At 70.3% G+C, this 20,951-nt stretch carries 16 protein-coding genes; 8 read left to right on the top strand and 8 right to left on the bottom strand.

The window, feature by feature from the left end; genetic code table 11:
- Positions 1 to 19: 19 nt before the first annotated feature.
- Together HOV77_RS05225 and HOV77_RS05220 are read right to left on the bottom strand one after the other, a co-directional pair.
- Entirely contained in the window at positions 20 to 1,054 is a 1,035-nt protein-coding gene (locus HOV77_RS05225) for a ribokinase (RefSeq protein WP_290858205.1), read from the bottom strand.
- Entirely contained in the window at positions 1,051 to 1,698 is a 648-nt protein-coding gene (locus HOV77_RS05220; protein WP_290858203.1) for an SIS domain-containing protein, read from the bottom strand. Before HOV77_RS05220 ends, HOV77_RS05225 begins: the two co-directional genes overlap by 4 nt.
- A 233-nt stretch (positions 1,699 to 1,931) precedes the next feature.
- Between HOV77_RS05220 and HOV77_RS05215 the strand changes: the two genes are divergently transcribed.
- The 3 genes from HOV77_RS05215 to HOV77_RS05205 all read left to right on the top strand — a co-directional run bounded on the left by HOV77_RS05215 (position 1,932) and on the right by HOV77_RS05205 (position 6,595).
- Entirely contained in the window at positions 1,932 to 2,930 is a 999-nt protein-coding gene (locus HOV77_RS05215; RefSeq protein WP_290858200.1) for a LacI family DNA-binding transcriptional regulator, read from the top strand.
- 189 nt (positions 2,931 to 3,119) lie between these two features.
- Complete coding sequence (locus HOV77_RS05210) at positions 3,120 to 4,550, top strand: VCBS repeat-containing protein (RefSeq protein WP_290858198.1); 1,431 nt, start codon at positions 3,120 to 3,122, stop codon at positions 4,548 to 4,550.
- Positions 4,551 to 4,561: 11 nt separating this feature from the next.
- Positions 4,562 to 6,595 carry an N-acetylmuramoyl-L-alanine amidase gene (locus tag HOV77_RS05205; protein WP_290858195.1) on the top strand — a complete coding sequence of 678 codons (2,034 nt, stop codon included), beginning with the start codon at positions 4,562 to 4,564 and terminating at the stop codon, positions 6,593 to 6,595.
- Between the two features lie 52 nt (positions 6,596 to 6,647).
- Here the strand turns inward: HOV77_RS05205 and HOV77_RS05200 are convergent, their stop codons facing one another.
- Positions 6,648 to 7,058, bottom strand: coding sequence for a hypothetical protein (locus HOV77_RS05200; protein WP_290858193.1), 411 nt, complete (start codon positions 7,056 to 7,058; stop codon positions 6,648 to 6,650).
- A gap of 523 nt (positions 7,059 to 7,581) precedes the next feature.
- Here HOV77_RS05200 and HOV77_RS05195 point away from each other — a divergent pair.
- Together HOV77_RS05195 and HOV77_RS05190 are read left to right on the top strand one after the other, a co-directional pair.
- On the top strand, positions 7,582 to 8,430 hold the full coding sequence (locus HOV77_RS05195) for a hypothetical protein (protein ID WP_290858187.1): 849 nt from the start codon (positions 7,582 to 7,584) through the stop codon (positions 8,428 to 8,430).
- A gap of 39 nt (positions 8,431 to 8,469) precedes the next feature.
- Positions 8,470 to 9,570, top strand: a complete 1,101-nt coding sequence (locus tag HOV77_RS05190; RefSeq protein ID WP_290858181.1) for a crosslink repair DNA glycosylase YcaQ family protein — start codon at positions 8,470 to 8,472, stop codon at positions 9,568 to 9,570.
- 75 nt (positions 9,571 to 9,645) lie between these two features.
- Here the strand turns inward: HOV77_RS05190 and HOV77_RS05185 are convergent, their stop codons facing one another.
- The 3 genes from HOV77_RS05185 to HOV77_RS05175 all read right to left on the bottom strand — a co-directional run bounded on the left by HOV77_RS05185 (position 9,646) and on the right by HOV77_RS05175 (position 15,172).
- Entirely contained in the window at positions 9,646 to 13,155 is a 3,510-nt protein-coding gene (locus HOV77_RS05185; protein ID WP_290858178.1) for a discoidin domain-containing protein, read from the bottom strand.
- A 155-nt stretch (positions 13,156 to 13,310) separates the two neighbouring features.
- Positions 13,311 to 13,961, bottom strand: coding sequence for a response regulator transcription factor (locus HOV77_RS05180; RefSeq protein WP_290858176.1), 651 nt, complete (start codon positions 13,959 to 13,961; stop codon positions 13,311 to 13,313).
- On the bottom strand, positions 13,949 to 15,172 hold the full coding sequence (locus tag HOV77_RS05175) for a histidine kinase (RefSeq protein ID WP_290858174.1): 1,224 nt from the start codon (positions 15,170 to 15,172) through the stop codon (positions 13,949 to 13,951). The genes HOV77_RS05180 and HOV77_RS05175 overlap by 13 nt, the downstream gene beginning before the upstream one ends.
- 110 nt (positions 15,173 to 15,282) lie before the next feature.
- Here HOV77_RS05175 and HOV77_RS05170 point away from each other — a divergent pair, with 110 nt between their 5' ends.
- From HOV77_RS05170 to HOV77_RS05160, 3 genes are read left to right on the top strand one after another with little or no spacing between them, the layout of a single operon-like run.
- Positions 15,283 to 16,020: an ABC transporter ATP-binding protein gene (locus HOV77_RS05170; RefSeq protein ID WP_290858172.1), complete on the top strand. Its 738-nt coding sequence runs from the start codon at positions 15,283 to 15,285 to the stop codon at positions 16,018 to 16,020.
- On the top strand, positions 16,017 to 18,410 hold the full coding sequence (locus HOV77_RS05165; protein WP_290858169.1) for an ABC transporter permease: 2,394 nt from the start codon (positions 16,017 to 16,019) through the stop codon (positions 18,408 to 18,410). Before HOV77_RS05170 ends, HOV77_RS05165 begins: the two co-directional genes overlap by 4 nt.
- Complete coding sequence (locus tag HOV77_RS05160; RefSeq protein WP_290858167.1) at positions 18,407 to 19,114, top strand: SMI1/KNR4 family protein; 708 nt, start codon at positions 18,407 to 18,409, stop codon at positions 19,112 to 19,114. The genes HOV77_RS05165 and HOV77_RS05160 overlap by 4 nt, the downstream gene beginning before the upstream one ends.
- A gap of 109 nt (positions 19,115 to 19,223) precedes the next feature.
- On the opposite strand, the gene HOV77_RS05155 is transcribed toward HOV77_RS05160, so the two are convergent.
- Both HOV77_RS05155 and HOV77_RS05150 read right to left on the bottom strand, forming a co-directional pair.
- Positions 19,224 to 19,871 carry a response regulator transcription factor gene (locus HOV77_RS05155; RefSeq protein ID WP_290858165.1) on the bottom strand — a complete coding sequence of 216 codons (648 nt, stop codon included), beginning with the start codon at positions 19,869 to 19,871 and terminating at the stop codon, positions 19,224 to 19,226.
- Complete coding sequence (locus HOV77_RS05150) at positions 19,868 to 20,944, bottom strand: histidine kinase (protein ID WP_290858158.1); 1,077 nt, start codon at positions 20,942 to 20,944, stop codon at positions 19,868 to 19,870. Before HOV77_RS05150 ends, HOV77_RS05155 begins: the two co-directional genes overlap by 4 nt.
- Positions 20,945 to 20,951 lie beyond the last annotated feature (7 nt).

Here is a 20,951-nt window from a genome sequence, read left to right as displayed (position 1 = left end):
AGCACCACCTCCAACGGGGTTACAGTGCACGCTCTCCGACGGTGGCGCCGGAGACGGTCGTACGGGTGAGCAGCGCGTCGATTTCGTCGGCGCGGGGCATGGCCGGTGCGGTTCCCCGGCGAGTCGTGGCGAGCGCGCCGGCCGCGTTGGCGTATTCGGCTGCGCTGAGCAGGTCGTCCCCGGCGGCGATGCGGGCGGCGAGCGCTCCGCAGAACGCGTCGCCGGCTCCGACCGTGTCGATGGTGTCGACCGCTATCGGGTTCAGCACGCTGGTCCGCCAGCCGGCGTACTCGTCGACCGCGTCCGGCGGCACCTCGTCGCCGTCGCGCCGGTCGACCACCACGACGCCGCGGCCGCCGAGAGTGACGATCGCACCGCGCCGGGCCAGCCGTCGCCGCAGCGTCGGGGCGGTGCCGAGGACGGCGTCGCCGTGGCAGAGCAGGCCGGTCAGGCTCTCGGCCTCGACCTCGTTCGGGACCACCACATCGACCAGCGCGCCGATGTCCTCCGGCAGCGGCGCCGAAGGCGCCGGGTTCAAGACGGTCAGCACTCCGGCCGACCGGGCCAGGTGCAACGCGGTGAGCACGGCCGGCATCGGCACCTCCAGCTGCACCAGCAGTACGCGGCTGCGCTGGATGACCGGGGCGGCGGACAGCACGTCGTCGGCGGTCACGGCGTCGTTCGCCCGGGGCACCACGATGATGGAGTTGCTCCCGTCCGGCTCGACGACCGGCAGCCCGACACCGGTTCCCCAGCCCGCGTCGCGCCGCACGTACGCCGAGTCGACGCCCTCGTCGGCGAGCATCGCCAGGAACTCCGCGCCGTGCCGGTCGTCGCCGACGCGACCGATCATCGCCGTACGCGCTCCCGCCCGAGTGGCCGCAACCGCCTGGTTGAAGCCCTTGCCGCCGAGGTACTCGTCGAAGGCGCGGCCGCGGATCGTCTCGCCCGGCCGCGGTCGCCGGGGAGCCTGCGTGACCAGGTCTTTCATGAAGCTGCCCAGGACGCAAACGTCGAACTGGTCACCGGCCGAGGAGGTCTGCTGCGGGATCATCGGGCACCCCCGGTGAGGCGGCGTCCGAGTGATCCGCCCGGGTGGAAGCCGGCGAAGTCCTGCGAGGTGAACCCGCGGCGCACCATCAACGCCGAGGCGAGCGCGTCGCCCATGGCCAGGGTCGCCGTGGTGGACGCCGTCGGCGCGACGTTCAACGGGTCCGCCTCGCGTTCGACCGCCACGTCGAGGATGTGCTTGGCCAGTGTCGCGAGGGTGGACTCGGGACGTCCGGTCAACGCGACCACCGGTATGCCTCGCGCCGTCACCATCTCGGCGAAGTCGCAGACCTCGGCGGTCTCGCCAGAGGCTGACAACGCGATCACCAGATCGCCGGGCGCCACCATGCCGGAGTCGCCGTGCAGCGCCTCCGCCGCGTGCACGAACGCCGTCGGCGTTCCCGTGCTCGCCAGCGTCGCCGCGATCTTCCGGCCGATGATGCCGGACTTGCCCAGACCGGAGACGACCACGCGCCCGCGGCATTCGAGGATCGCGTCGACGACCGCGCTGAACTGCGGTCCGAGCCGTCCGATGAGGGCGGCCACCGCGTCGGCCTCGTGGCGCAGCGCCTGGCGGGCCGCAGTGATGCCGGGATCGCCGAGTCCGGGATCGAGGCGAGCGGGCCCGTCCGCCGATTGCGTCGTCACGGTGCTCCTAACCGGGGGTTCTGAGGTACAGCCGAGAAATCGATTTCCAGAGACTAGGCTCGGCAACGAGGGTTGTCAACAGCTCGTTTCGTCGCTGTTAGCAGGGGATGTCTCGGACGAGATGCCTGGTCAACGAAGGCGATATCGATTTCCGAACCCCGCCGGGGCTGCGGTCCGGGGGATCGATTTCTCCTGTTAGGCTTCACCCGGTTCGCAGGTGAAGGCGAGGGCGCATGGCAACGATCTACGACGTGGCACGGCATGCCGGCGTCTCCGCCGCGACGGTCTCGCGCGTCGTCAACGGGCGTACGACGGTTGACGGCGCGCTCGCCGCCCGGGTGCACCAGGCGATGCGCGATCTCGATTACCGCCCGAACGCGGTCGCCCGTAACCTGCGCCGCCAGCAGACGAGCATCTGGGCCGTGATCATCTCCGACATCGGCAACCCGTTCTTCACCTCGCTGGTGCGCGGCGTCGAGGACGTCGCCCAGGCGGCCGGCTACTCCGTGGTCCTCTGCAACAGCGACGAAGATCCCACCAAAGAGGACCGCTACGTCACCGCCGCGCTCGCCGAGCAGATGGCAGGCGTGATCATCTCCTCCAGTGGCAAGCTCGCGGCGATCACCCGGCTCGTCGAGTCGGGCACGCCCGTGGTCGCGATCGACCGGCAGGTCCGGGGCGCCAATGTGGACACGGTGCTGTCCGACAACGAGCACGGCGCGGACGCCGCGACATCGCACCTCATCGGGGCCGGCTACCAGCGGGTCGCCTGCATCACCGGCCCCCGCAAGACGCCCACCGCCCAGCAGCGGCTTCGCGGCTACACCAACGCGCTCAAGCGCCACAAGCGACCGGTCGACGACCAGCTCATCCGGCACGCGGACTACCGCGAGGAGGGCGGTTACGCCGCGATGGCGTCGCTGCTCGACTCCGGCGCCGAGCCTGACGCCGTCTTCGGCGCGAACAACCTCATGACCGTCGGGGCGATGGAATGCCTGGTGGACCGGGGGGTCTCGGTCCCGGCCCGGTTCGGCGTCGTGGGCTTCGACGACATTCCCTGGGCCCATCTGGTACGCCCATCGCTGACCACGGTCGTCCAGCCCACGTACGAGCTCGGCCGCACCGCGGCCCTGCTCTTGGCCGAGCGGATCGCCGAGCCGAGCCGTCCTCCGTCGACGGTGACCTTGCAGACCGAGCTCAAGATCCGGGAAAGCTCGGTCCGGCCTGCGTGAACACGGGTGATCGAAAATTCGTCACTTGACGCGACTTCGGAGCGGTTGCTAATTTCGCCCGCAACAATTCGACCTCCATCCATTCCGTGTACGCCTGACGCAGCGCCCCCGTCTTCCCGGCCGCGCTGAACTCCCTGCTCATCGCGCTCGCCTTGGACGAGTGCGCCCATCTTTCATCCAGGAGCTTCGATGCGACGTCTCCTCGCGATCCTCTGCGCCCTCGGCACGGCCGGCGGCGTGGCCGTGCTCGATCCCACCCCCGCGTTCGCCACCTGTTCCTCGATTCCGTCCACTGCGGACCCGGCGGTGATTGTCGTCGTGCACCGCGTCGGCCGGAACCTGAACGTCTCGGACAAGGCTCTGCTCGCCGGATTCGAGGCGGGCTGGGTCGAGTCGCACATGAACAACCTGCCGTGCGGTGACAAGACCTCGCTCGGCGTCTTCCAGCAGCGCTACGACTACGGATGGGGCACGCCCGAGCAGATCATGGACCCCGTATACGCCTCGACCCAGTTCTTCACCCGGGCGATCGGCTGCGACCGGGATCATCCGGCGTACACGGCGGGGCAGGTCGCCCAATGCGTGCAGGGATCCGGGTTCCCCGACCGCTATGACCAGGCCGAGGGCACCGCCCGGCAACTGCTCGCGGCGGCTCGGCGGATCGTCGAGACTTCGGCGGGCTCCCCCACCGACTTCACCGGCGACGGCAAGGACGACATCGTCACCTTCACGCAGGGGTCGCTGGCCGACGCGTACGTGGCGACGTCGACCGGCACGACGTTCACCGGGACGTCCGTCAAGTGGAACGACTACTTCTCCCTCGGCGGCGAGACCGCGCTGACCGGCGACTTCAACGGCGACGGCAAGGACGACGCCGTCACCTTCACCCATGGCGACGACGCCGACGTCTGGGTGGCCTTGTCCACGGGCACCTCGTTCGCGGGCTCGACGAAGTGGCACGACTTCTTCGCGCCGCACGCCGAACTGGTGGCGACGGGTGACGTCAATGGCGACGGCAAGGACGACATCGTCTCGTTCACCCATGACGGGCTCGGCGACGTCTGGGTGGCCTTGTCCACCGGCACCTCCTTCGCGGGCTCGACGAAGTGGCACGACTGGTTCGCGCCGACCGGCGAGTACCCGGCCGTCGCGGATGTGAATGGCGATGGCAAAGCCGACATCGTCACCTTCACCCAAGGACCCGGCGACACTGCGGCCGACGTCTACGTTGCCTTGTCGACCGGCACCACTTTCGCCGCCTCGGCCAAGTGGCACGACCTGTTCGCGGTCGGGAACGAGCTGCCCCGGGTGGGTGACGTCGACGGCGACGGCATGGCCGACATCGTCAGCTTCACCTGCGATGCGAACGCGGACGCGTACGTCGCGTTGTCGACCGGGTCCTCCTTCACCGGTACGGGTCTGAAGTGGAGCGACTACTTCTGTCTCGGCGGCGAATTCCCCTATCTCGCCGACGTGAACGGCGACGGCAAAGACGACGCCGTCACCTTCACCAAAGGCTCGACCAATGACGTCTGGGTTGGGCTGTCCACCGGCTCCGGATTCCTCGGCGGAGTGAAGTGGCACGACTTCTTCGGCCTCCCCGGCGAGACCACCCTCTAAAGGAGACTTCGATGAAACGCATACCCGTCCTCGTGGGAGCGGCGATCCTGCTTCTTCCCGCGACACCCGCCGTCGCCGCCCCGGCCGCACCCGACCTGGCCACCACGTTCGCCCGCGCGGCGGCGGCGTACGACGTGCCCAGGGATCTGCTCGTCGCCGTCGGCTTCAGCGAGACCCGGCTGCTCGATCATGCCGGGAAACCCAGTCAGGACAACGGATACGGCGTGATGCACCTCGCCGACAACCCGGCCAACCGCAGCCTGGCGAAGGCGGCCGCGCTCACCGGCGTCGGCGTCGCCCGGCTCAAGTCCGACGTCGCCGCCAACGTGCGGGGGGCGGCCGCCGTGCTCTCGGCGTACGCCAAGGAAAACGGAATGAGCCGCAGTGACCGGAAGCGGATCGCGGCCTGGTATCCCGCCGTGGCCGCCTTCGCGGGCGCGAGCAGTGACTCGACCGCGCGGGTGGCCGCCGATCACGTCTACGACCTGCTGCGGCAGGGCATCGCCGCACCGGTACGCGTTGCGCCGCAGCCGGTGCGCCCGGAGCTGGGCCGGTACGCGGACGTCGCGCCGGCCGGGCAGTTGTCGACCGGGCAGACGCAAGCGCTGGCGGCAGCGGTGCCGCAGTATCCGCTGGCGCATTGGGTGCCCGCGAGCGGCAGCAACTACTCGCCGGGCCGCTCGTCGGCGATCACGACGATCGTCATCCACGTGACACAGGGCTCGTACGCGGGAACCATCAGCTGGTTCCAGAACCCGTCGGCGCAGGTCAGCGCGCATTACGTGGTGCGTTCGAGCGACGGCGACATCACCCAGATGGTGCGCGAGGAGGACACTGCCTACCACGTACGGGACGCGAACTCGTACGCGCTCGGCATCGAACACGAGGGCTACATCGACGATCCCGGATGGTTCACGGACTCGATGTACCGCTCATCGGCCGCGCTGACCCGGTATCTGGCCGACAAGTGGGGCCTGCCGAAGAACCGGACCGCGATCAAGGGTCACAACGAGATGCCGGGCAACGACCACACCGACCCCGGCGCGTACTGGAACTGGGACTACTACATGTCGCTGGTCAACTCCGGCGGCCAGCTGGTGGCCGGGGCGTCGACCGACTTCACCGGCGACGGCAAGGACGACATCGTCACCTTCACCCTCGGTACGCTCAACGACGCGTACGTGGCCACCTCGACCGGCTCCTCGTTCTCCGGAACCTCGGTGAAGTGGAACGACTACTTCGGGCTGACCGGCGAGACCCTGCTGGCCGGGGACTTCAACGGCGACGGCAAGGACGACGCGATCACGTTCACCGGCGGCGCGCTCGGGGACGTCTACGTAGGACTGTCCACCGGCACGTCCTTCGCCGGCGGCGTCAAATGGGACGATTGGTTCGCGCCCGGCTCCGAGGTGCCCGCGGTCGGCGATGTGAACGGCGACGGCAAGGACGACATCATCTCGTTCACCCACAACTCCGAGGGCGACGTATGGGTAGCGCTGTCGACCGGCACCTCGTTCACGGCGTCCACCAAGTGGCACGACTTCTTCGCCCTGACCGGCGAGATCCCCGCCTCGGCCGACGTGAACGGCGACGGGAAGGACGACATCATCACCTTCACCCGCGGGCCCGGCGACACCCTGGCCGACGTCTGGGTGGCACTGTCCACCGGCACTTCGTTCGCCGCGTCGAGCAAGTGGCACGACCTGTTCGCGGTCGGCAACGAGCAGCCGCGCGTCGGTGATGTCAACGGGGACGGCAAGGCCGACATCGTCAGCTTCACCTGCGACGCGAATGCGGACGCGTACGTCGCGCTGTCGAACGGGACGTCCTTCGTCGGCACCGGGGTCAAGTGGAGCGACTACTTCTGCCTGTCCGGCGAGTTCCCGTTCCTCGGCGACTACAACGGCGACGGCAAAGCCGACGCGATCACCTTCACCAAGGGCTCGACGAACGACGTCTGGGTGGGCTTGTCCACCGGTAGCTCGTTCAACGGCGGGGTGAAGTGGCACGACTTCTTCGGGCTCCCCGGAGAGGCGACCCTGTAACCCACTGCACGGCGCGCGGGGTCGGGATGCACTCCCGACCCCGCGCGGTCCGTCAGGACACCCGGCCCTGGGCCTTGTCCAGGAGGCTGTTGGACGTCGCCTTGGCCTGCCGGACACGTTCGCCGGCGGCCGCAGTGAGATCCTCCATGCGTTCCTGGGCGGTTTCCTCGGCCGAGGCCAGCGCCCGGCGAATCTGCGGCCGCCGGTACGCCTGCGCGCCCAGCCAGCCGAGCGCCACTCCGGCGCCGACCGCGGCCGCGATCATCGGCCAGGCCGGGCGAACCGGCTTGCCCGACAGCGCCGCCCACGCGCGTACGGCGCGGCGCTGAGCCTCCGACGTCGCGTCGTCGAACTTACCGCCGACGTCGTGGGCTCGGTCGGATGCGGAGTCGCGGGCGTCGGACAGGGCCTCGGACAGGCTGTGCCACCACTCCGCGGTGCGATCATGTCTACGGGTAAACATGGGGGTCTCCCCTCGGACGGTTGTCTTACGGCTACCCCACCGACGTGCTCGGCAAACTCCTTCGCCCCCGGCGGCAAACGGCGTCCTTGATCAGCGGAGTTTTCGTGGGGTCATGGCACCGCGAAAACTCCGCTGATCAAGGACGCCCGGCCGAAGAAGCGGCGTGGACCGGTCCCCGCCGAGAGCGGAGAGCGGCCCACGCCGAGGACGGGCTCCCACCACCAGCCCGTCACACTCTTGACAACCGTGGTTCCGCGGCTGTGAGCGCGAAGGCCCCGAGCGTACGCCACGCGCCCCAGCCGAAGGGGGAGGGCGAGGGTGACGCCGGGCCGACCGGTCACCCCCGAACGGGCGGACCGCCTCCTCGATCGCATTGATCTGCCGCGTAGGCGACTCCGGCGGGCCGGAGTCCACGTCAGACTGAGCCGAGTCCGGGTCCTCCCGACACGAGACGAGGTATGACGTGGCGAAACGTCGGCGGCCGGCCGTTGCCAACGGGCCTACGCCCACGAAGGACACACCTGTGGCGGCGAAACCACCGGCCCGCTGGCACAGTGCCGGATGGTGGGCCGCCGTCGGCGGCATCCTCGCCGCGCTCAGCCTCGTCGTCACGCTCGTGCAGCTGTTCAAGTCGGAGCCGTCCGGTCCCGTCACCCGAGCGGGGACCTCGGCGACCGCTACCGCGACAGCGGCCGCAACGCCGTCGCCGAGCAGGTCCCCGGCCGAGACGCCGTTCACGGTGGCCGTCCGGGACCGGACCACGCCGTGCGGCGTCGGCTGGGTTCTGCCCGCCGGACAAGGGGTCAAGCCGGGCGACGGGATGGACGAGGACGACCAGTGGCGTACTTGGGCGGCTGCCCAACATGCCATCCCGACGACTTCAGGCGTTGACTTCACCGTCCAGGGACGGTCGACCGCCCAGGTGGTGCTCCTCGGGATGCACATCCGCGTCATCGAGCGGCTCGCCCCGGCAAAAGGCACGGCGTACGGGTTGGCTTGCGGCGGCGACGGCGTCTACCGATGGATATCGGCCAATCTGGATCCGCCGACGCCTAAGCTGAGCTCCCGTTACGACGAATCCCTGGATCCGGAGGGCGACCTGCCGCAACGCCGGGGGCCGGTGAAGTTCCCGTACACGGTTGCCATCGGCGACGCCGAGGTCTTCACCGTGTTCGGCACCGCCACGAAGTGCCTCTGCCGCTGGGTCATCGACCTCGATTGGAGTTCGCAAGGCGAGACCGGAACCTTTACCATCGACGACCACGGACAGCCGTTTCAGACCACAGGCGTGACTCAGGTCGACCTCATCTGCACGAAGAACCAGTACCAACCGTTGAACGAGACCACAGACTGCCGGCCGCAGCGGCGCTGACGAGGCCCGTCGGTCATACCTGGGGCATATCCTCGGCGGATGATCCACGAGCTGTCCCGGCTGGAGGCGCGGCGCATCGCCGTACGCGCCCAGCTGCTCGATCGTCCCCGGCCGGATGACCTGGTGGACGTCGTCCGGCAGCTGACCCTGCTGCAGGTCGATCTGACGGCTGCCGTCGCGCCCAACGCCGATCTCGTGTTGTGGAGCCGGCTCGGCTCCGCGGCGTACCAGTCGAAAGATCTGGAGACGGGCCTGGGGAATCAGACGCTGGTCGAGGTGTTCGGCCTGATCCGGCCGCGCGAGGACCTGGCGCTGTACCGCGCGGACATGGCGGCCTGGCCGGGGCCGGAGCCGCTGCGCGACTGGCAGGAGTATCAGCGCGACTGGGTCGACGCGAACCGGGGTTGCCGGCACGACATCCTGGAGCGGCTGCGCTCCGACGGACCGCTGGCCGCGCGGGAGATTCCGGACACGTGTGTCGTGCCGTGGCAGTCGAGCGGCTGGACGAATGACAAGAACGTCATGAAGATGCTCGAATTCATGGAGCGGCGTGGCGAGGTGGCGACGGCCGGACGGCAGGGCCGGGAGCGGCTGTGGGACCTCGCGGAACGCATCTACCCGGACGATCGGGTCGTGCCGCGTGAGGAGGCGCGCCGGCTTCGCGACGACAAGCGGCTGCGATCGCTGGGCATCGCCCGGGGCAAGTCCACCGAGCATCAGATCGAGCCGGCCGATGTGGACGTGGCCGGGGAGCCGGCCGTGATCGAGGGCGTACGCGGAAAGTGGCGGGTCGATCCGGAGCAGCTCGGCCGGCCGTTCGAGGGACGCACCGCGCTGCTGTCGCCGCTGGACCGGCTCGTCTACGACCGCAAGCGGATGACCGAGTTGTTCGAGTTCGACTATCAGCTGGAGATGTACAAGCCGGTGGCGCAACGTCGCTGGGGCTACTTCGCGCTGCCGATCCTGCACGGCGACCGGCTCGTCGGCAAGGTCGACGCCACCGCCGACCACAAACGCGGCGTGTTCCGGGTGGACGCGATCCATCAGGATGTGCCCTTCACCAAGAAGCTCTCGGCCGAGGTGCGGCACGAGATCGAAGACCTCGCCCGCTTTCTCCGCCTGGCCCCTCAGCGGGCATGATCATGGGCGGCCATGATCAGCGGAGATTTCGTGGGGTTATAACCCCACATTTCCTCCGCTGATCATGGCAGCAAGTCACCAGCCTTGCAGGCCGGCTCCGTAGGGATAGAGCGGGTTGCCGAAGGTCGTCGGCACCGTCTGTCCATTGTTGATATACGTGCGGATGGACGTCACCTCGGCATCGGTGGCACCGAGGTCATAGGGCACGTCCCAATGCTCGTTCGCATCGGCGAGCACATCCGTGCCGCCCGGCTTGAGCACCTGGTCGAGCGTACGCGGAAGCTGCCAGGGCAGCCGCCCACGCGGGGTGTAGTCACCGAAGAGCAGGCTCGCCGCGGCCGGTCCCATCTCCTCGCCACCCCGATAGGTGACCACGATGGCGTCGGCGAGGCCGTTCCAGTCGCTGATCACATAGGGCCGGGGCAGGACGAGCAGGACGACGACCGGGATGCCCTGGTTCTTGAAGTTCTGGATCAGCGCCACCTGATCCGCCGGGAGGTACGGCTGCTCCTTCGCCCACGCGGTGGCGTGGGTGTAGGAAGGTTCGCCGACCGCCACGATCGCCAGCTTCGGCTTCGTCGGCGCGGAGTCTTGGTAGACGTTGATCCCAGCCGCCGCTCCCCTCGCCTTGATCGCGTCGAAGAACGTCATCGAGCCGTACTCCTGATGGAAGTAGCTCGTCCAGACGCAGCAGGCCAGCCCGTCGGCCGCCCGAGCGCCGGCGACGACGAGGTTGTCTCCGGCGTTGAGGCGTACCGGCAGGACGGCTCCCGTGTTCTTCAGGAGGGTCATCGACTCCCGCGCGGCCTGGTTGGCGAGCTGCGCGTACGCGGGCTGATGCATCCGATAGGGCCCGTTGACGGGGTCGCCGTACGGGTTCTCGAACACCCCCAGTTTGAACTTCAGGGTCAGGATGCGGCGTACGGCGTCGTCGATCCGGCTCGCCGCGACGCTCGACGTGAACGTGGTCATCGAGAAGCCGGCCGCGCCCGGGTCAGCTCCGCCCATCACGTCCGATCCGGCGTTGGCGGCGGAGATCCACGGGTCCCCGGCGGGCAGCCAGTCGGTCGTGATGAGGCCGGTGTAACCGAGGTTCGTCCGCAAGTAGTTCAGGATCGGCGCGCTGTTGCCGGCTCCGGGACCGCCCGGATCCAGGAACGAGCTTCCGGCGTACCCGGGCATGATGTTGACCGCGCCGGCCTCGATCGCGGCCCGGAACGGAATCATGTGGTACTTGATCGTGACGGCGTCGTAGGTGATGCCCGCTTCACCGCCCGCGCCCTCGCCGGGCCAGTGCTTGACCGTGGCCAGGACCGACTTCGGGTTGAGCTCGGGCCCGCCTTGGAGACCGGCGACCAGCGCGCGGACCTGAGCCGCGGCCACCTCCGCGTTCTCCCCGTTGCCCTCCTGAATGCGGGGATAGATGACCTTCGTACCTACCTCGGCCAGCGGGCCGAGGACGCCGCGCGTGCCGACTTCGAGCTGCTCGCGGCGCTGCACGTCGCCGAGCTTGTAATCCAGCAGGTAGTCGCGGTTCGCGGCCAGCGCGCTCTGCGTGGGATACGTCGTCTGGTAGCCGTGGATCGTGTCCCCGGCGCTGACGAACGGAATGCCCAGGCGCGTGGTGGCCGAGGCCCGCAGATAGGTGTCCAGGTCCGCGGCCTGCGCCGGGCCGAAGTGCCAGCCCGACTGCGGGTAGGTCTGGGCGTTGTAGAACATCTGGTACGCCTTCTCCGCGAGCGTCATCCGCGACAGGAGATCGGCCACCCGGGTCGCGACGGGCAACCGCCAGTCCTCGTACGGCTCGATGGAACCGTTCTTGTTGAGGTCCCGGCTGCCGTTGACGAGGTTCACGCCGTCGCCGGAGGCGAGCACCGGCACGTAGACGCTGAACGTCCGGATGGCCGACGTGGTGGTCGCGCCGCTGCCGGACACCGAGGTGACGTACCACTTGTAGGTCCACCGGTCGGGGATGTCCCAGTTCGGGGTGTAGCTGGTGCCGGTGGGCTCGGCGACCTTGGTGTAGAGGTCGAGGAGGCTCCCACTGGCGGCGAAGTCGTAGTCGGTTCGGCTGAGGTTGATCCAGACCTGGTAGCGCACCGCGCCGGAGACCGCCGCCCAGCCGAACGTCGGGCGACGCGTACTGGTGATCATCGCGGCGTCGGCCGGGACGGACAGGGCGAACTGACCGGTGGTGGCGGGCGGCTTGGTCGGCCCGGACAGCATCGGCGGAGTGCTGGCACTCGTGTCCACTGTGCCGTGTACTTCCAGCTCCCAGAGCGAATAGCCGTAGCCGGTCGCCCGAGCTGTGCCGTACAGCCGCAGGTAGCGGCCGCTGCCGGTGATCCCGAGGTTCTCGATCCCGCCGTGCCCGCTAGTCGTGGAGTAGATCGACGTCCACGTCATGGCATCGCCGGACACCTCGACCCGGTACGCCGACGCGTACGCCGACTCCCAGTTGAGCACGACGCCGGTGATCGACGCGGTGCCCCCGAGATCGACCTGGATCCATTGGGGATCACTGCCGAACGCGCTGCTCCACCGCGTCGTCGTACGCCCGTCGAGCGCGGCGGCGGGCGCGTTGCCCCCCTCGTACGAGGACGCCTTGACCGGGGCGTACTGCGAGATGATCGGGCCGGTGACTCCCCCGCCGCCCCCGTCACCGCCGCCGGTGGTGTTCACCGTGAACTCCCACAGCGAATAGCCCCAGCCGGTCGCCCGCGCCGTGCCGTACATGCGGAGGTAGCGGCCGGTTCCGGTGACGGTGAGGCTCTGCGAACCACCGGTTCCGGTAGCCGTCGAGTAGATCGACGTCCAGGTCGCACCGTCGGCCGACACTTGCACCTGGAACGCCGTCGCGTACGCCGCTTCCCAGCTCAGCCCGACTTTGCAGATGGTCTGCGACGAGCCGAGGTCGATGCGGAGCCATTGTGGATCGCTCGCCGCACTGGACCAGCGCGTACCGGTGTTGCCGTCGACGGCGGCCGACGCCGGGGTGCCGGCGTTCTCCGCGGAGGACGCGGTCGCGGTCTTGTTCAGCGCCACGTTGGTCGTGCCGCAACTGCCGGAACCGGCGGACCCGTAGACCTGGAACTCCCACAGGGAGTAGCCGTAGCCGGTCGCCCGGACCGTGCCGTACATGCGGACATAGCGACCGGTCCCGGCGACTGTGAGGGTCTGGGTCCCGCCGGTGCCGCTGGTCGTGGAGTAGATGGACGTCCAGGTCGCGGCGTCGGCCGACACCTGAATCTGGAACGCGGTCGCGTACGCCGTCTCCCAGCGCAGGATCACCTGATCGATCGTCGCGGTCGCGCCGAGGTCGACCTGAATCCACTGTGGATCACTGAATGCGCTCGACCAGCGGGTGCCGGTGTCGCCGTCGACGGCGGCGCTCGCCGGAGTTCCGGCGTTCTCGGCGGTGGCGGCGGTCGCGGGCTTGCCCTGGGACAGCAGGACGGAGGCGGCGTGGCCGGGCTGGGCCGCGCCGACGAGCGAGGTGGCCACGACGAGGACGGCGGACGCGGCCAGGATCGTCCAGCGTGGACGTATGCGGGGTGGGCGGAGCAGGCCTGGGCGGAGGCTCATGGGGCATCTCCAGGGGGTGCGGGTACGCCCGGCGGCGGCGTCGCTGCCGTCCACCGGGGCGTGCGGGGACGGCCGGTGGGAAACCGGCGGATCTTGCTGGAGAGCGCTCTCTCGCAGAGAATGATAGACCTACGTCCACATGTCAAGAGTTCGCGTCAGGCCCGCAGGTACGCCAGCACCGCGAGCACCCGCCGATGGTCGTCGGCATCCGGCGGCAGGTCGAGTTTGGTCAGAATCCCCGCGATGTGTTTGGCGACGGCGGCTTCGGTCACCACGAGCCGCCGGGCGATGGCGGCGTTGGACCGGCCCTCGGCGACCAGTCCCAGCACCTCCCGTTCGCGGGGAGTCAACCGGCTCACGGGATCACGGCGGCGGTCCAGCAGCTGACGGACGACCTCCGGATCGATCACGGTATGCCCGTCGGCCACCCGCACCAGCGCGTCGACGAACTCGGCCACCTCACCGATCCGGTCCTTGAGCAGGTAACCCGTGCCCGCGGACCGGCCCGCGTCGATCAGCTCGGTGGCGTACGTCTGCTCGACGTATTGGCTGAGGACGAGGATCGGCAACTGTGGACGGTCCACCCGCAGCGCCAAAGCCGCCCGCAGGCCCTCGTCCCCGTACGCGGGCGGCATGCGTACATCGGTGACGACGATGTCCGGCTCGGCGGCCGGTGTCTCCCGGCGTAACGCGTCGGCGTCGCCGACCGCCGCCACGACGTCGTGGCCGAAGTGGCGTAACAGGCTGGTCAGCCCCTCGCGCAACAACACCGAGTCCTCGGCGAGCACGATCCTCAGCGCGCGCACGGCAGCTCCACCCGCAGCAGCGTCGGGCCGCCGGGCGGGCTGGCCAGCAGCAGCCGCCCGCCGACGGTGGCGGCCCGGTCGGCCAGGCCGGTCAGGCCGGTGCCCCGAGCCGGATCGGCTCCCCCGGTCCCGTCATCGGACACCTCGACGACCAGCGTGTCCCCCTGCACCGAGGCAGACACCGATCCGGTCGCGGCTCCGCTGTGCCGGGCCAGATTCGCCAGCGCCTCGGAGACGGCGAAGTACGCCGTGATCTCGACCGGCGCGGGGAGCCGCCCGTCGAGCCGCAACCGCAGGTCGACCGGGATCGGCGAGCGCCCGGCGACGTCCCGGAGGGCGGCGGCGAGCCCGCGGTCGCTGAGGATCTGCGGATGCACGCCCCGGATGAGTTCGCGCAGCTCCGCCTGGGCCAGCGCGGTCTGCTCCCGGGCTTGCTCGAGCAACGCCACGGCCGGGTGGTCGTCGGCGAGCTGCAATCGCGTCAGCCCGAGCGTCATGCTCAGCGCCACGAGCCGCTGCTGCGCGCCGTCGTGCAGGTCGCGCTCGATCCGGCGGCGTTCGGAGTCGAACCCGTCCACCAGGCGCTCCCGGGAACGCCGGACCTCGACGAGCTCGTCGGCCAGCTCGGCATCGGCCGGGGCCAGCACCGCCCGGGCGATCGCCGCCCGCGCACCCGCCCACGCGGTGATCGGGTACGCCGTGAAGGGCAGCAGCACCAGCCCGATCGTGAAGAGTGCGAGGCGTACCCACCACGCGGTCGGCACCTCCGCGCCGGGGTCGGCCGGCTGCAGCGGCGCCGAGAGCAGCAACAGCGGCAGGAACAGCGACAACGCGATCACCGCGAGATCGAGGAACCAGGCGACGCAGGCGGTGAGGACCGCCCACGCGATCTCCCGCCACAGACCGGGCTCGCCGAGCCGGACGGGCGGCCGGGCGGGCAGCGGCCGGGCGTCGACCAGTCGCAACCGCCGTCGCTCGAACGTGGCGAGCACCGGACCGGCGGCCACCACGATCAGCAGGGCGGCCAGCAGGAGCCCGACCAGCGGCGTCAGCTCCGGACGGAGCAGTTCGATGCCGCCGAGCAACGCCAGCGGCAGCGCAGCCGGGATCAGCCCGGTCACCAGGTACGCCAGCGACCGCCAGGGCCAGGCCGACCGCAGGAGCCGCCATGGTCGCGACGCGGCGGCGGCCAGAGCGGTGCGAGCAGTCACGGGAATGACCCTAGCCTGCGTAAACGCGGCACACAGTAGTGCTAGGTGTAGTTCCGATCCTCGCTCCCACGCCAATGTGCCGAGGCGCTCGGCCGGGTGGAGTTGTCCCCATGACATCCACCGTGACGGTCCGCTTGACCGCGGTCCGCAAGACGTATGGAACTCCGCCCGCCGCGGTGACGGCCCTGGCCGGGGTGAGCGCCGAGTTCACCGCCGGCAGTTTCACCGCCGTGATGGGCGCGTCCGGCTCGGGCAAGTCGACCCTGCTGCACTGCGCGGCCGGGCTCGACATCGCCGACAGCGGCACGGTCACGATCGGCGACACCGATCTGGCCGGGCTGAACGAACACGGCCGTACGCTGCTGCGCCGCGACCGGATCGGGTTCGTGTTCCAGGCGTACAACCTGGTCGGGGCGCTGACCGCCGCCCAGAACGTGGCGCTGCCCCACCGCCTGGCCCGGCGCGCCCTCGATCCGGCGGAGGTGACCCGCGCGCTGGCCGAAGTGGGGCTGGCCGACCGCGCCGGGCACTACCCGGCTCAGCTGTCCGGCGGCGAGCAGCAGCGGGTGGCGCTGGCCCGGGCATTGATCACCCGCCCGGCCGTCCTGTACGCCGACGAGCCGACCGGCGCGCTCGACAGCGCCAGCTCCGGCGTGGTGCTCCGGGCCCTGCGCGGGTTGGTCGACACCCACGGGCAGACCGTCGTGATGGTGACCCACGACGCGGTCGCGGCGGCGGCTGCGGACCGCGTACTCGTGCTGGCGGACGGGCAGATCGTCGACGAGATCACCGGCGCCGACCCGGCCCGGATCGCCGCCCGTCTCGTCCGGGCGGAGGTGCGGGCATGATCGCGTTGGCCTCCCTGCGGCAGCGGTGGCGCAGCCTGCTCGGCACCACCGTCACGCTCGCCATCGCGGTCGCGCTGCTGACGATCTGCGGTCTGTTGCTCACCTCGGCCGGGCCGGTGCTGCCCGACCGGTACGCCGCTGCCCCCGCCCTGGTCCGCCCGATCCCGCCCACCGACCCGGAGGCGTTCACCGAGCCGCGCCCGTGGTCCGCCGATCAGGCCGATGCGCTGGCGCTCCAGTTGACCGGAATCACGGGCGTCGACCGGGTCGTGCCCGAGCATCGCTTCTACGCCCAGCTCATCCGCTACGGCAAACCCGTCGGTGAGGTAGCGGACGCGTCCGGCTGGTCGGCTGCCGCGCTCGGCGGGTACTCCGTCACCGCAGGGCGCATTCCGGAGAAGGCCGATGAAGTCGTGGTGGACAGCGGGCTCGGGATCGCTCCCGGCTCGGCCGTCACGCTGCTGACCGCGCGTGGGCCGGAGACGTTCACGGTGTCGGGCACCGCCGACGGGCCGGGTCTCTGGGTGGGCGACGCGCTGGCCCGGGAGCGGGCGGGCGGCGTACGCGTCATCGGTGTGCTCGGCACGAGATCGGTGGACCCGGCGAAGATCGCCGACGTCGTCGGATCCGACGGCGAGGTGCTGACCGGTTCGCAGCGCGCTGCGCTGGAACCGGTGGCGGACGCGCGTACGCGCTGGATCGGGATGCAGGTGCTGCTGGCGGTCTCGGCGTTGGGCGCGTTCGTCTCGGTGTTCATCGTCGCCTCGGCGTTCGCCTTCGCCACCCGCCGACGGCATCGGGAACTCGCGCTGCTACGGCTGCTGGGGGCCGCGCCCCGGCAGATCCGGCGCATGATCCACGGTGAAGTGCTGCTCGTCGGCCTCGCCGGTGGACTGGCCGGAGCGCCGCTCGGGCTGGCGACGGCCGCCCTCGTCGGGCGGTGGCTCGTGCGTACCGGGTTCGAACCGAGGACTTTCGTCATCGCGTACCAGTTGTGGGTGCCGATCGCCGCGATTGCCGCCGGAATGCTCGTGAGCCTTGCCGGAGCGATCGCCGCGGCCTGGCGCGCGGCCCGGGTGAGCCCGCTCGACGCGTTGCGTGAGTCCGCATTGGACGATCGGCCGATGAGCCGGATGCGCTGGGTGACCGGGCTGCTCGCGGTGGCCGTGGCCGGGCTGTTCGGCGTGGCCGCGACCAGCGCTTCGGGGGCGGACCTCGGCACGTACGCGCTGTATGCGGCGATGGCCCTGACGACGGCGGGAAGCCTGCTGGCACCGGCGATCCTGCCGTTCGCCGTGCGGCTGCTGACCGCGCCGTTCGCGCGCGATCGGGGTGCGACGGTTCTCCTGGTCCGGCAGCACACCCGGACCGCCGCCCGCCGGACCGCCTCGACCGCCGCTCCGATCCTGCTCAGCGTGGCCTTCGCGGTCCTCGTCGGCGGCCTGGTCCAGACGTCGACCGCGTCCTACGGCATCGGTCGGGTCGCCGCCGCCGGGGCCGCTGCGGTCGTCGTGCCCGACGGCGTGCCGGGTCTGTCGGATGCCGCGGTAACTGCCGCCACCGGACTGTCCACATTGCCCACCACTGTGTATTCCGGCTCGGAACCCTTGGCGGCGGCCGGAATCAGCGCCGCCGAGGACTCGCTGTTCACGATCGGCTCCGGCGACCTGACCGCGATCCACCGTCCCGGTCCGCGCATCCCCATCGCCGTCACCAACTGGTACGCCGATCAGGCGGGCTGGCAACTCGGCAGTACGCATCCGGTGACCGCAGTGGACGGACGCGCGTACACCTTGCTCGTCGCGGCGGTGGTGACGAAGGGGCCGACCCCGGCGAGCGTCCTGCTCGACCGGGACACCGTACGCAAACTCGACTCGTCTGCGTTGACGGCGTCGGTCTACCGCACCGCGAGCGGGGCGAGCGGGCTGACCGGGCTCGGCGCGCGCGAACTCAGCGGTGCGGCGTACGCCCAGAGCACCGCCGACGAAGACGACCGGCTCGTCTGGGTGTTCACCGTGATCCTGATCGCCGTGTCTGCCGGCTTCGGGCTGCTCGCCGTGGTCAACACCACGATGATGGCGAGCGCCGCCCGGGCAGGTGATCTGCGGCTGCTGCGGTTGTCGGGGGCCACCCGCACGCAGGTGCTGGGCATGCTGAGTGCGGAGACGGCAACGGTCGTGGTCGTCGGCGGCGGACTCGGGCTCGGCGTCGCAGTAGCCGCGTTGGCAGCGCTGGCCCGCGGGCTGTCGGCCCAGCTCGGCGCGACGGTGCCGATGGTGGTCCCGTGGACGACGCTCGGCGTGACCGTCGGGCTGTGCCTCGCCTTGGCCGTGCTGTCGACCGGCGCCGCACTGATGTTCGGCGACCGGGCTCGTAGACTCCTGGCGTGATCGACACCGACCTGGATCGGGCCGCCGCCGAGGCGTGGACACGCGTCGAGTACGCGCTGTTCCGCGTACTGCCGGCGGCGGTCCCGATGCTGCGCCCGCCCGCCACCGACGCGGCGATCGACGCCGTGGCGGCGGAGTTGGGCCTGGCGCTGCCGGCTGACTTCCGGGCCAGCCTCCGAGTGCACGACGGGACCGGGTATCAACCGAGCGCGGTGCCGCTGGACAACCTCTACTCGACGGAGGAGATCGTCGAGGCCACCGGGATGTGGCGGGACAACTCCGACGACGATCCACTCTGGACCGATCCCGGGGTGTTGGCGTACTTGATCGACAAGGGCGAGCTGCGCGCCAGTGGACCCGTACGCCCGACGCTGAGCGCCGAGAACCGCGTGGTCGTCGGCACGATGAACGGCGACGTGTGGTGGCTGCTCGACCTGGATCCCCCCGCCGGTGGTACGCCCGGCCAAGTCGTCCGGGTCGATCCCGAGTGCGGCACCTGGGACGTTCTGGCTCCATCGTGGACAGACCTCCTTCACCGGTACGCCGACGACCTCGAACGCTTCGCCGCCGACCCCGCGACGTCGGCACTCAAGATCAATGAAGAAGTCGGGCCTGCCTGCGAATGGGGTGAGCGCCCCGAAGCGACCGGCGTACGCCCGGAGTGGCTCCGCCACGTGCCCGCCCGGAATCCCTACGAGGATTAGCGGGGTTCGTGCGGCCTGATCCGCCGCGCTCGGTGGTACGCCGTCGACGTCTCCGGACCGCCGAAGCGTCGATGGCGTACCACCGAGCGAGCCGGCCGGGGCGAAAGCCCTAGCCGGGCGTTTTCAACCCGTGCCGGTACGCATACCGCACCGCCTGCGCGCGGTCGGTCACGCCGATCTTGGCGAAGAGCCGGTTGATGTGGGATTTCACGGTCGCCTCGGTGACGAACAGCCGTGCGGCGATCTCGCGGTTGGCCAGTCCCGCCGCGATCAACGTGAGCACCTCGGCCTCCCGGGCACTCAACCCGTCCGGCAGCGGGCCGCCGGGAGGAGCTGCCGGTGAGTCCAAGGCGGCCAGCAACTTGCGGCTGACCTCGGGATCGAGAACCGAGGTGCCTTCGGCGGCGGCCCGGATCGCCTGGGCGATCTGATTTCGGTTGGCGTCTTTGGTCAGGTACCCGAGAGCACCGGCGCGCAGCCCGGCGAGGACATCGGCGTCATCGGAGTACGTCGTCAGCACCACGACCTGAGTCTGGGGGTGATCCCGTCGGATGCGGGCGGTGGCGGCGACGCCGTCGGTCCCGGGCATCCGCAGGTCCATCAGGACGACGTCGGCTCCGCGCTCGACCACCAGCCGGACCGCCTCGTCACCATCGGCCGCCGTGCCGACCACTTCGAAGTCCTCGAACAGGTCGAGCATCAGCGCGAGCGCCTCGCGGATCGTCGTCTGGTCGTCGGCCACCACCACCTTGATCACAGGGGAATCCTGACACTCACCGTCCACCCGATGTCGCGACCCTCCGAAGGGCCTGCGGTGAAGGTGCCGCCGAGCAGCTCGGCCCGCTCCCGCAGCCCGGTCAGCCCGAATCCGCCGCCGGTCGTGGCGAGCACTCCGGTCGGGCGTACCGGGCCGGTGTCGGTGACCGTCATCCCGACCTGCTTCGGCTCGTAGGTCAGCTGCACTGTCACCGTCGCGCCGGGTGCGTACTTGCGGACGTTGGTCAGCGACTCCTGCACCGTCCGGTAGAGCGCGAGCGAGACCTGCGGGTCCAGCAGGACTTCTTCGCCCGCTACGCGTACCGTCACGAGATCCTCGTGCGCGGCGGCCAGATCGCGTACCAGTTGAGACAACGGGACGGAATCACCGCGCAGCACGCCGATCGCCCGCCGGGTCTCGGCCAGGCCGTCGCGGGCCAGACGTCCCGCCTGGCCGATCGCCACGCGAGCCTGCTCCGCGCGGCCGTGCTCGAGCAGCGCATCGGCCGACTCGAGCTGCACGCTGAGCGCGCCGAGCGAGTGCGCGAGCACGTCGTGCACCTCGCGCGCGAGCTGGGCGCGCTGGGCGAGCGCCTCGGCCCGCGCCTGCTCGGCCTGGGCCAGCTGGCTCTGCTCGCGGAGCTGATCGGCCTGCCGCCGGGCCAGCCCCGCCAGCTCGCTGATCGCGAGCACGCCCAGGCCCGCGCCCAAAAGCACGTGATCACGCCCGGTGACCAGGCACGCGATCAGGAACAGGACCGCGAGCCCCATCGTCACCATCAACGAGTACGCCGGGCGCAGCCGGCGGGCAGCGCGAACAGCGGCGGCGGCGACGAATCCGAAAGCCACCCCGTTCGGCGTGACCCACAGCAGCACCCCGCCAACGCCGACCACCGCCGATCCGGCGATCAGCCAGTGGTCGTCGTCCGGCCGGATCAACCAGGCAAGCCAGCCCAACGCCGCCACGGCTACCAGGCCGACCGTGAGCGGAAGCCGGCCCGCCGGGGCGTTGTTGACGGTGCCCACCGTGACCAGCCCGAGAACGAGCAGGCCACGGATGGTGGTGAACCACATGATCTGT

It is taken from the genome of Hamadaea sp. (assembly GCF_013362815.1).
Classification (GTDB): domain Bacteria; phylum Actinomycetota; class Actinomycetes; order Mycobacteriales; family Micromonosporaceae; genus Hamadaea.
Note: the sequence above shows the minus strand (reverse complement) of the source record. Positions and strands in the feature narration are given on the sequence as shown.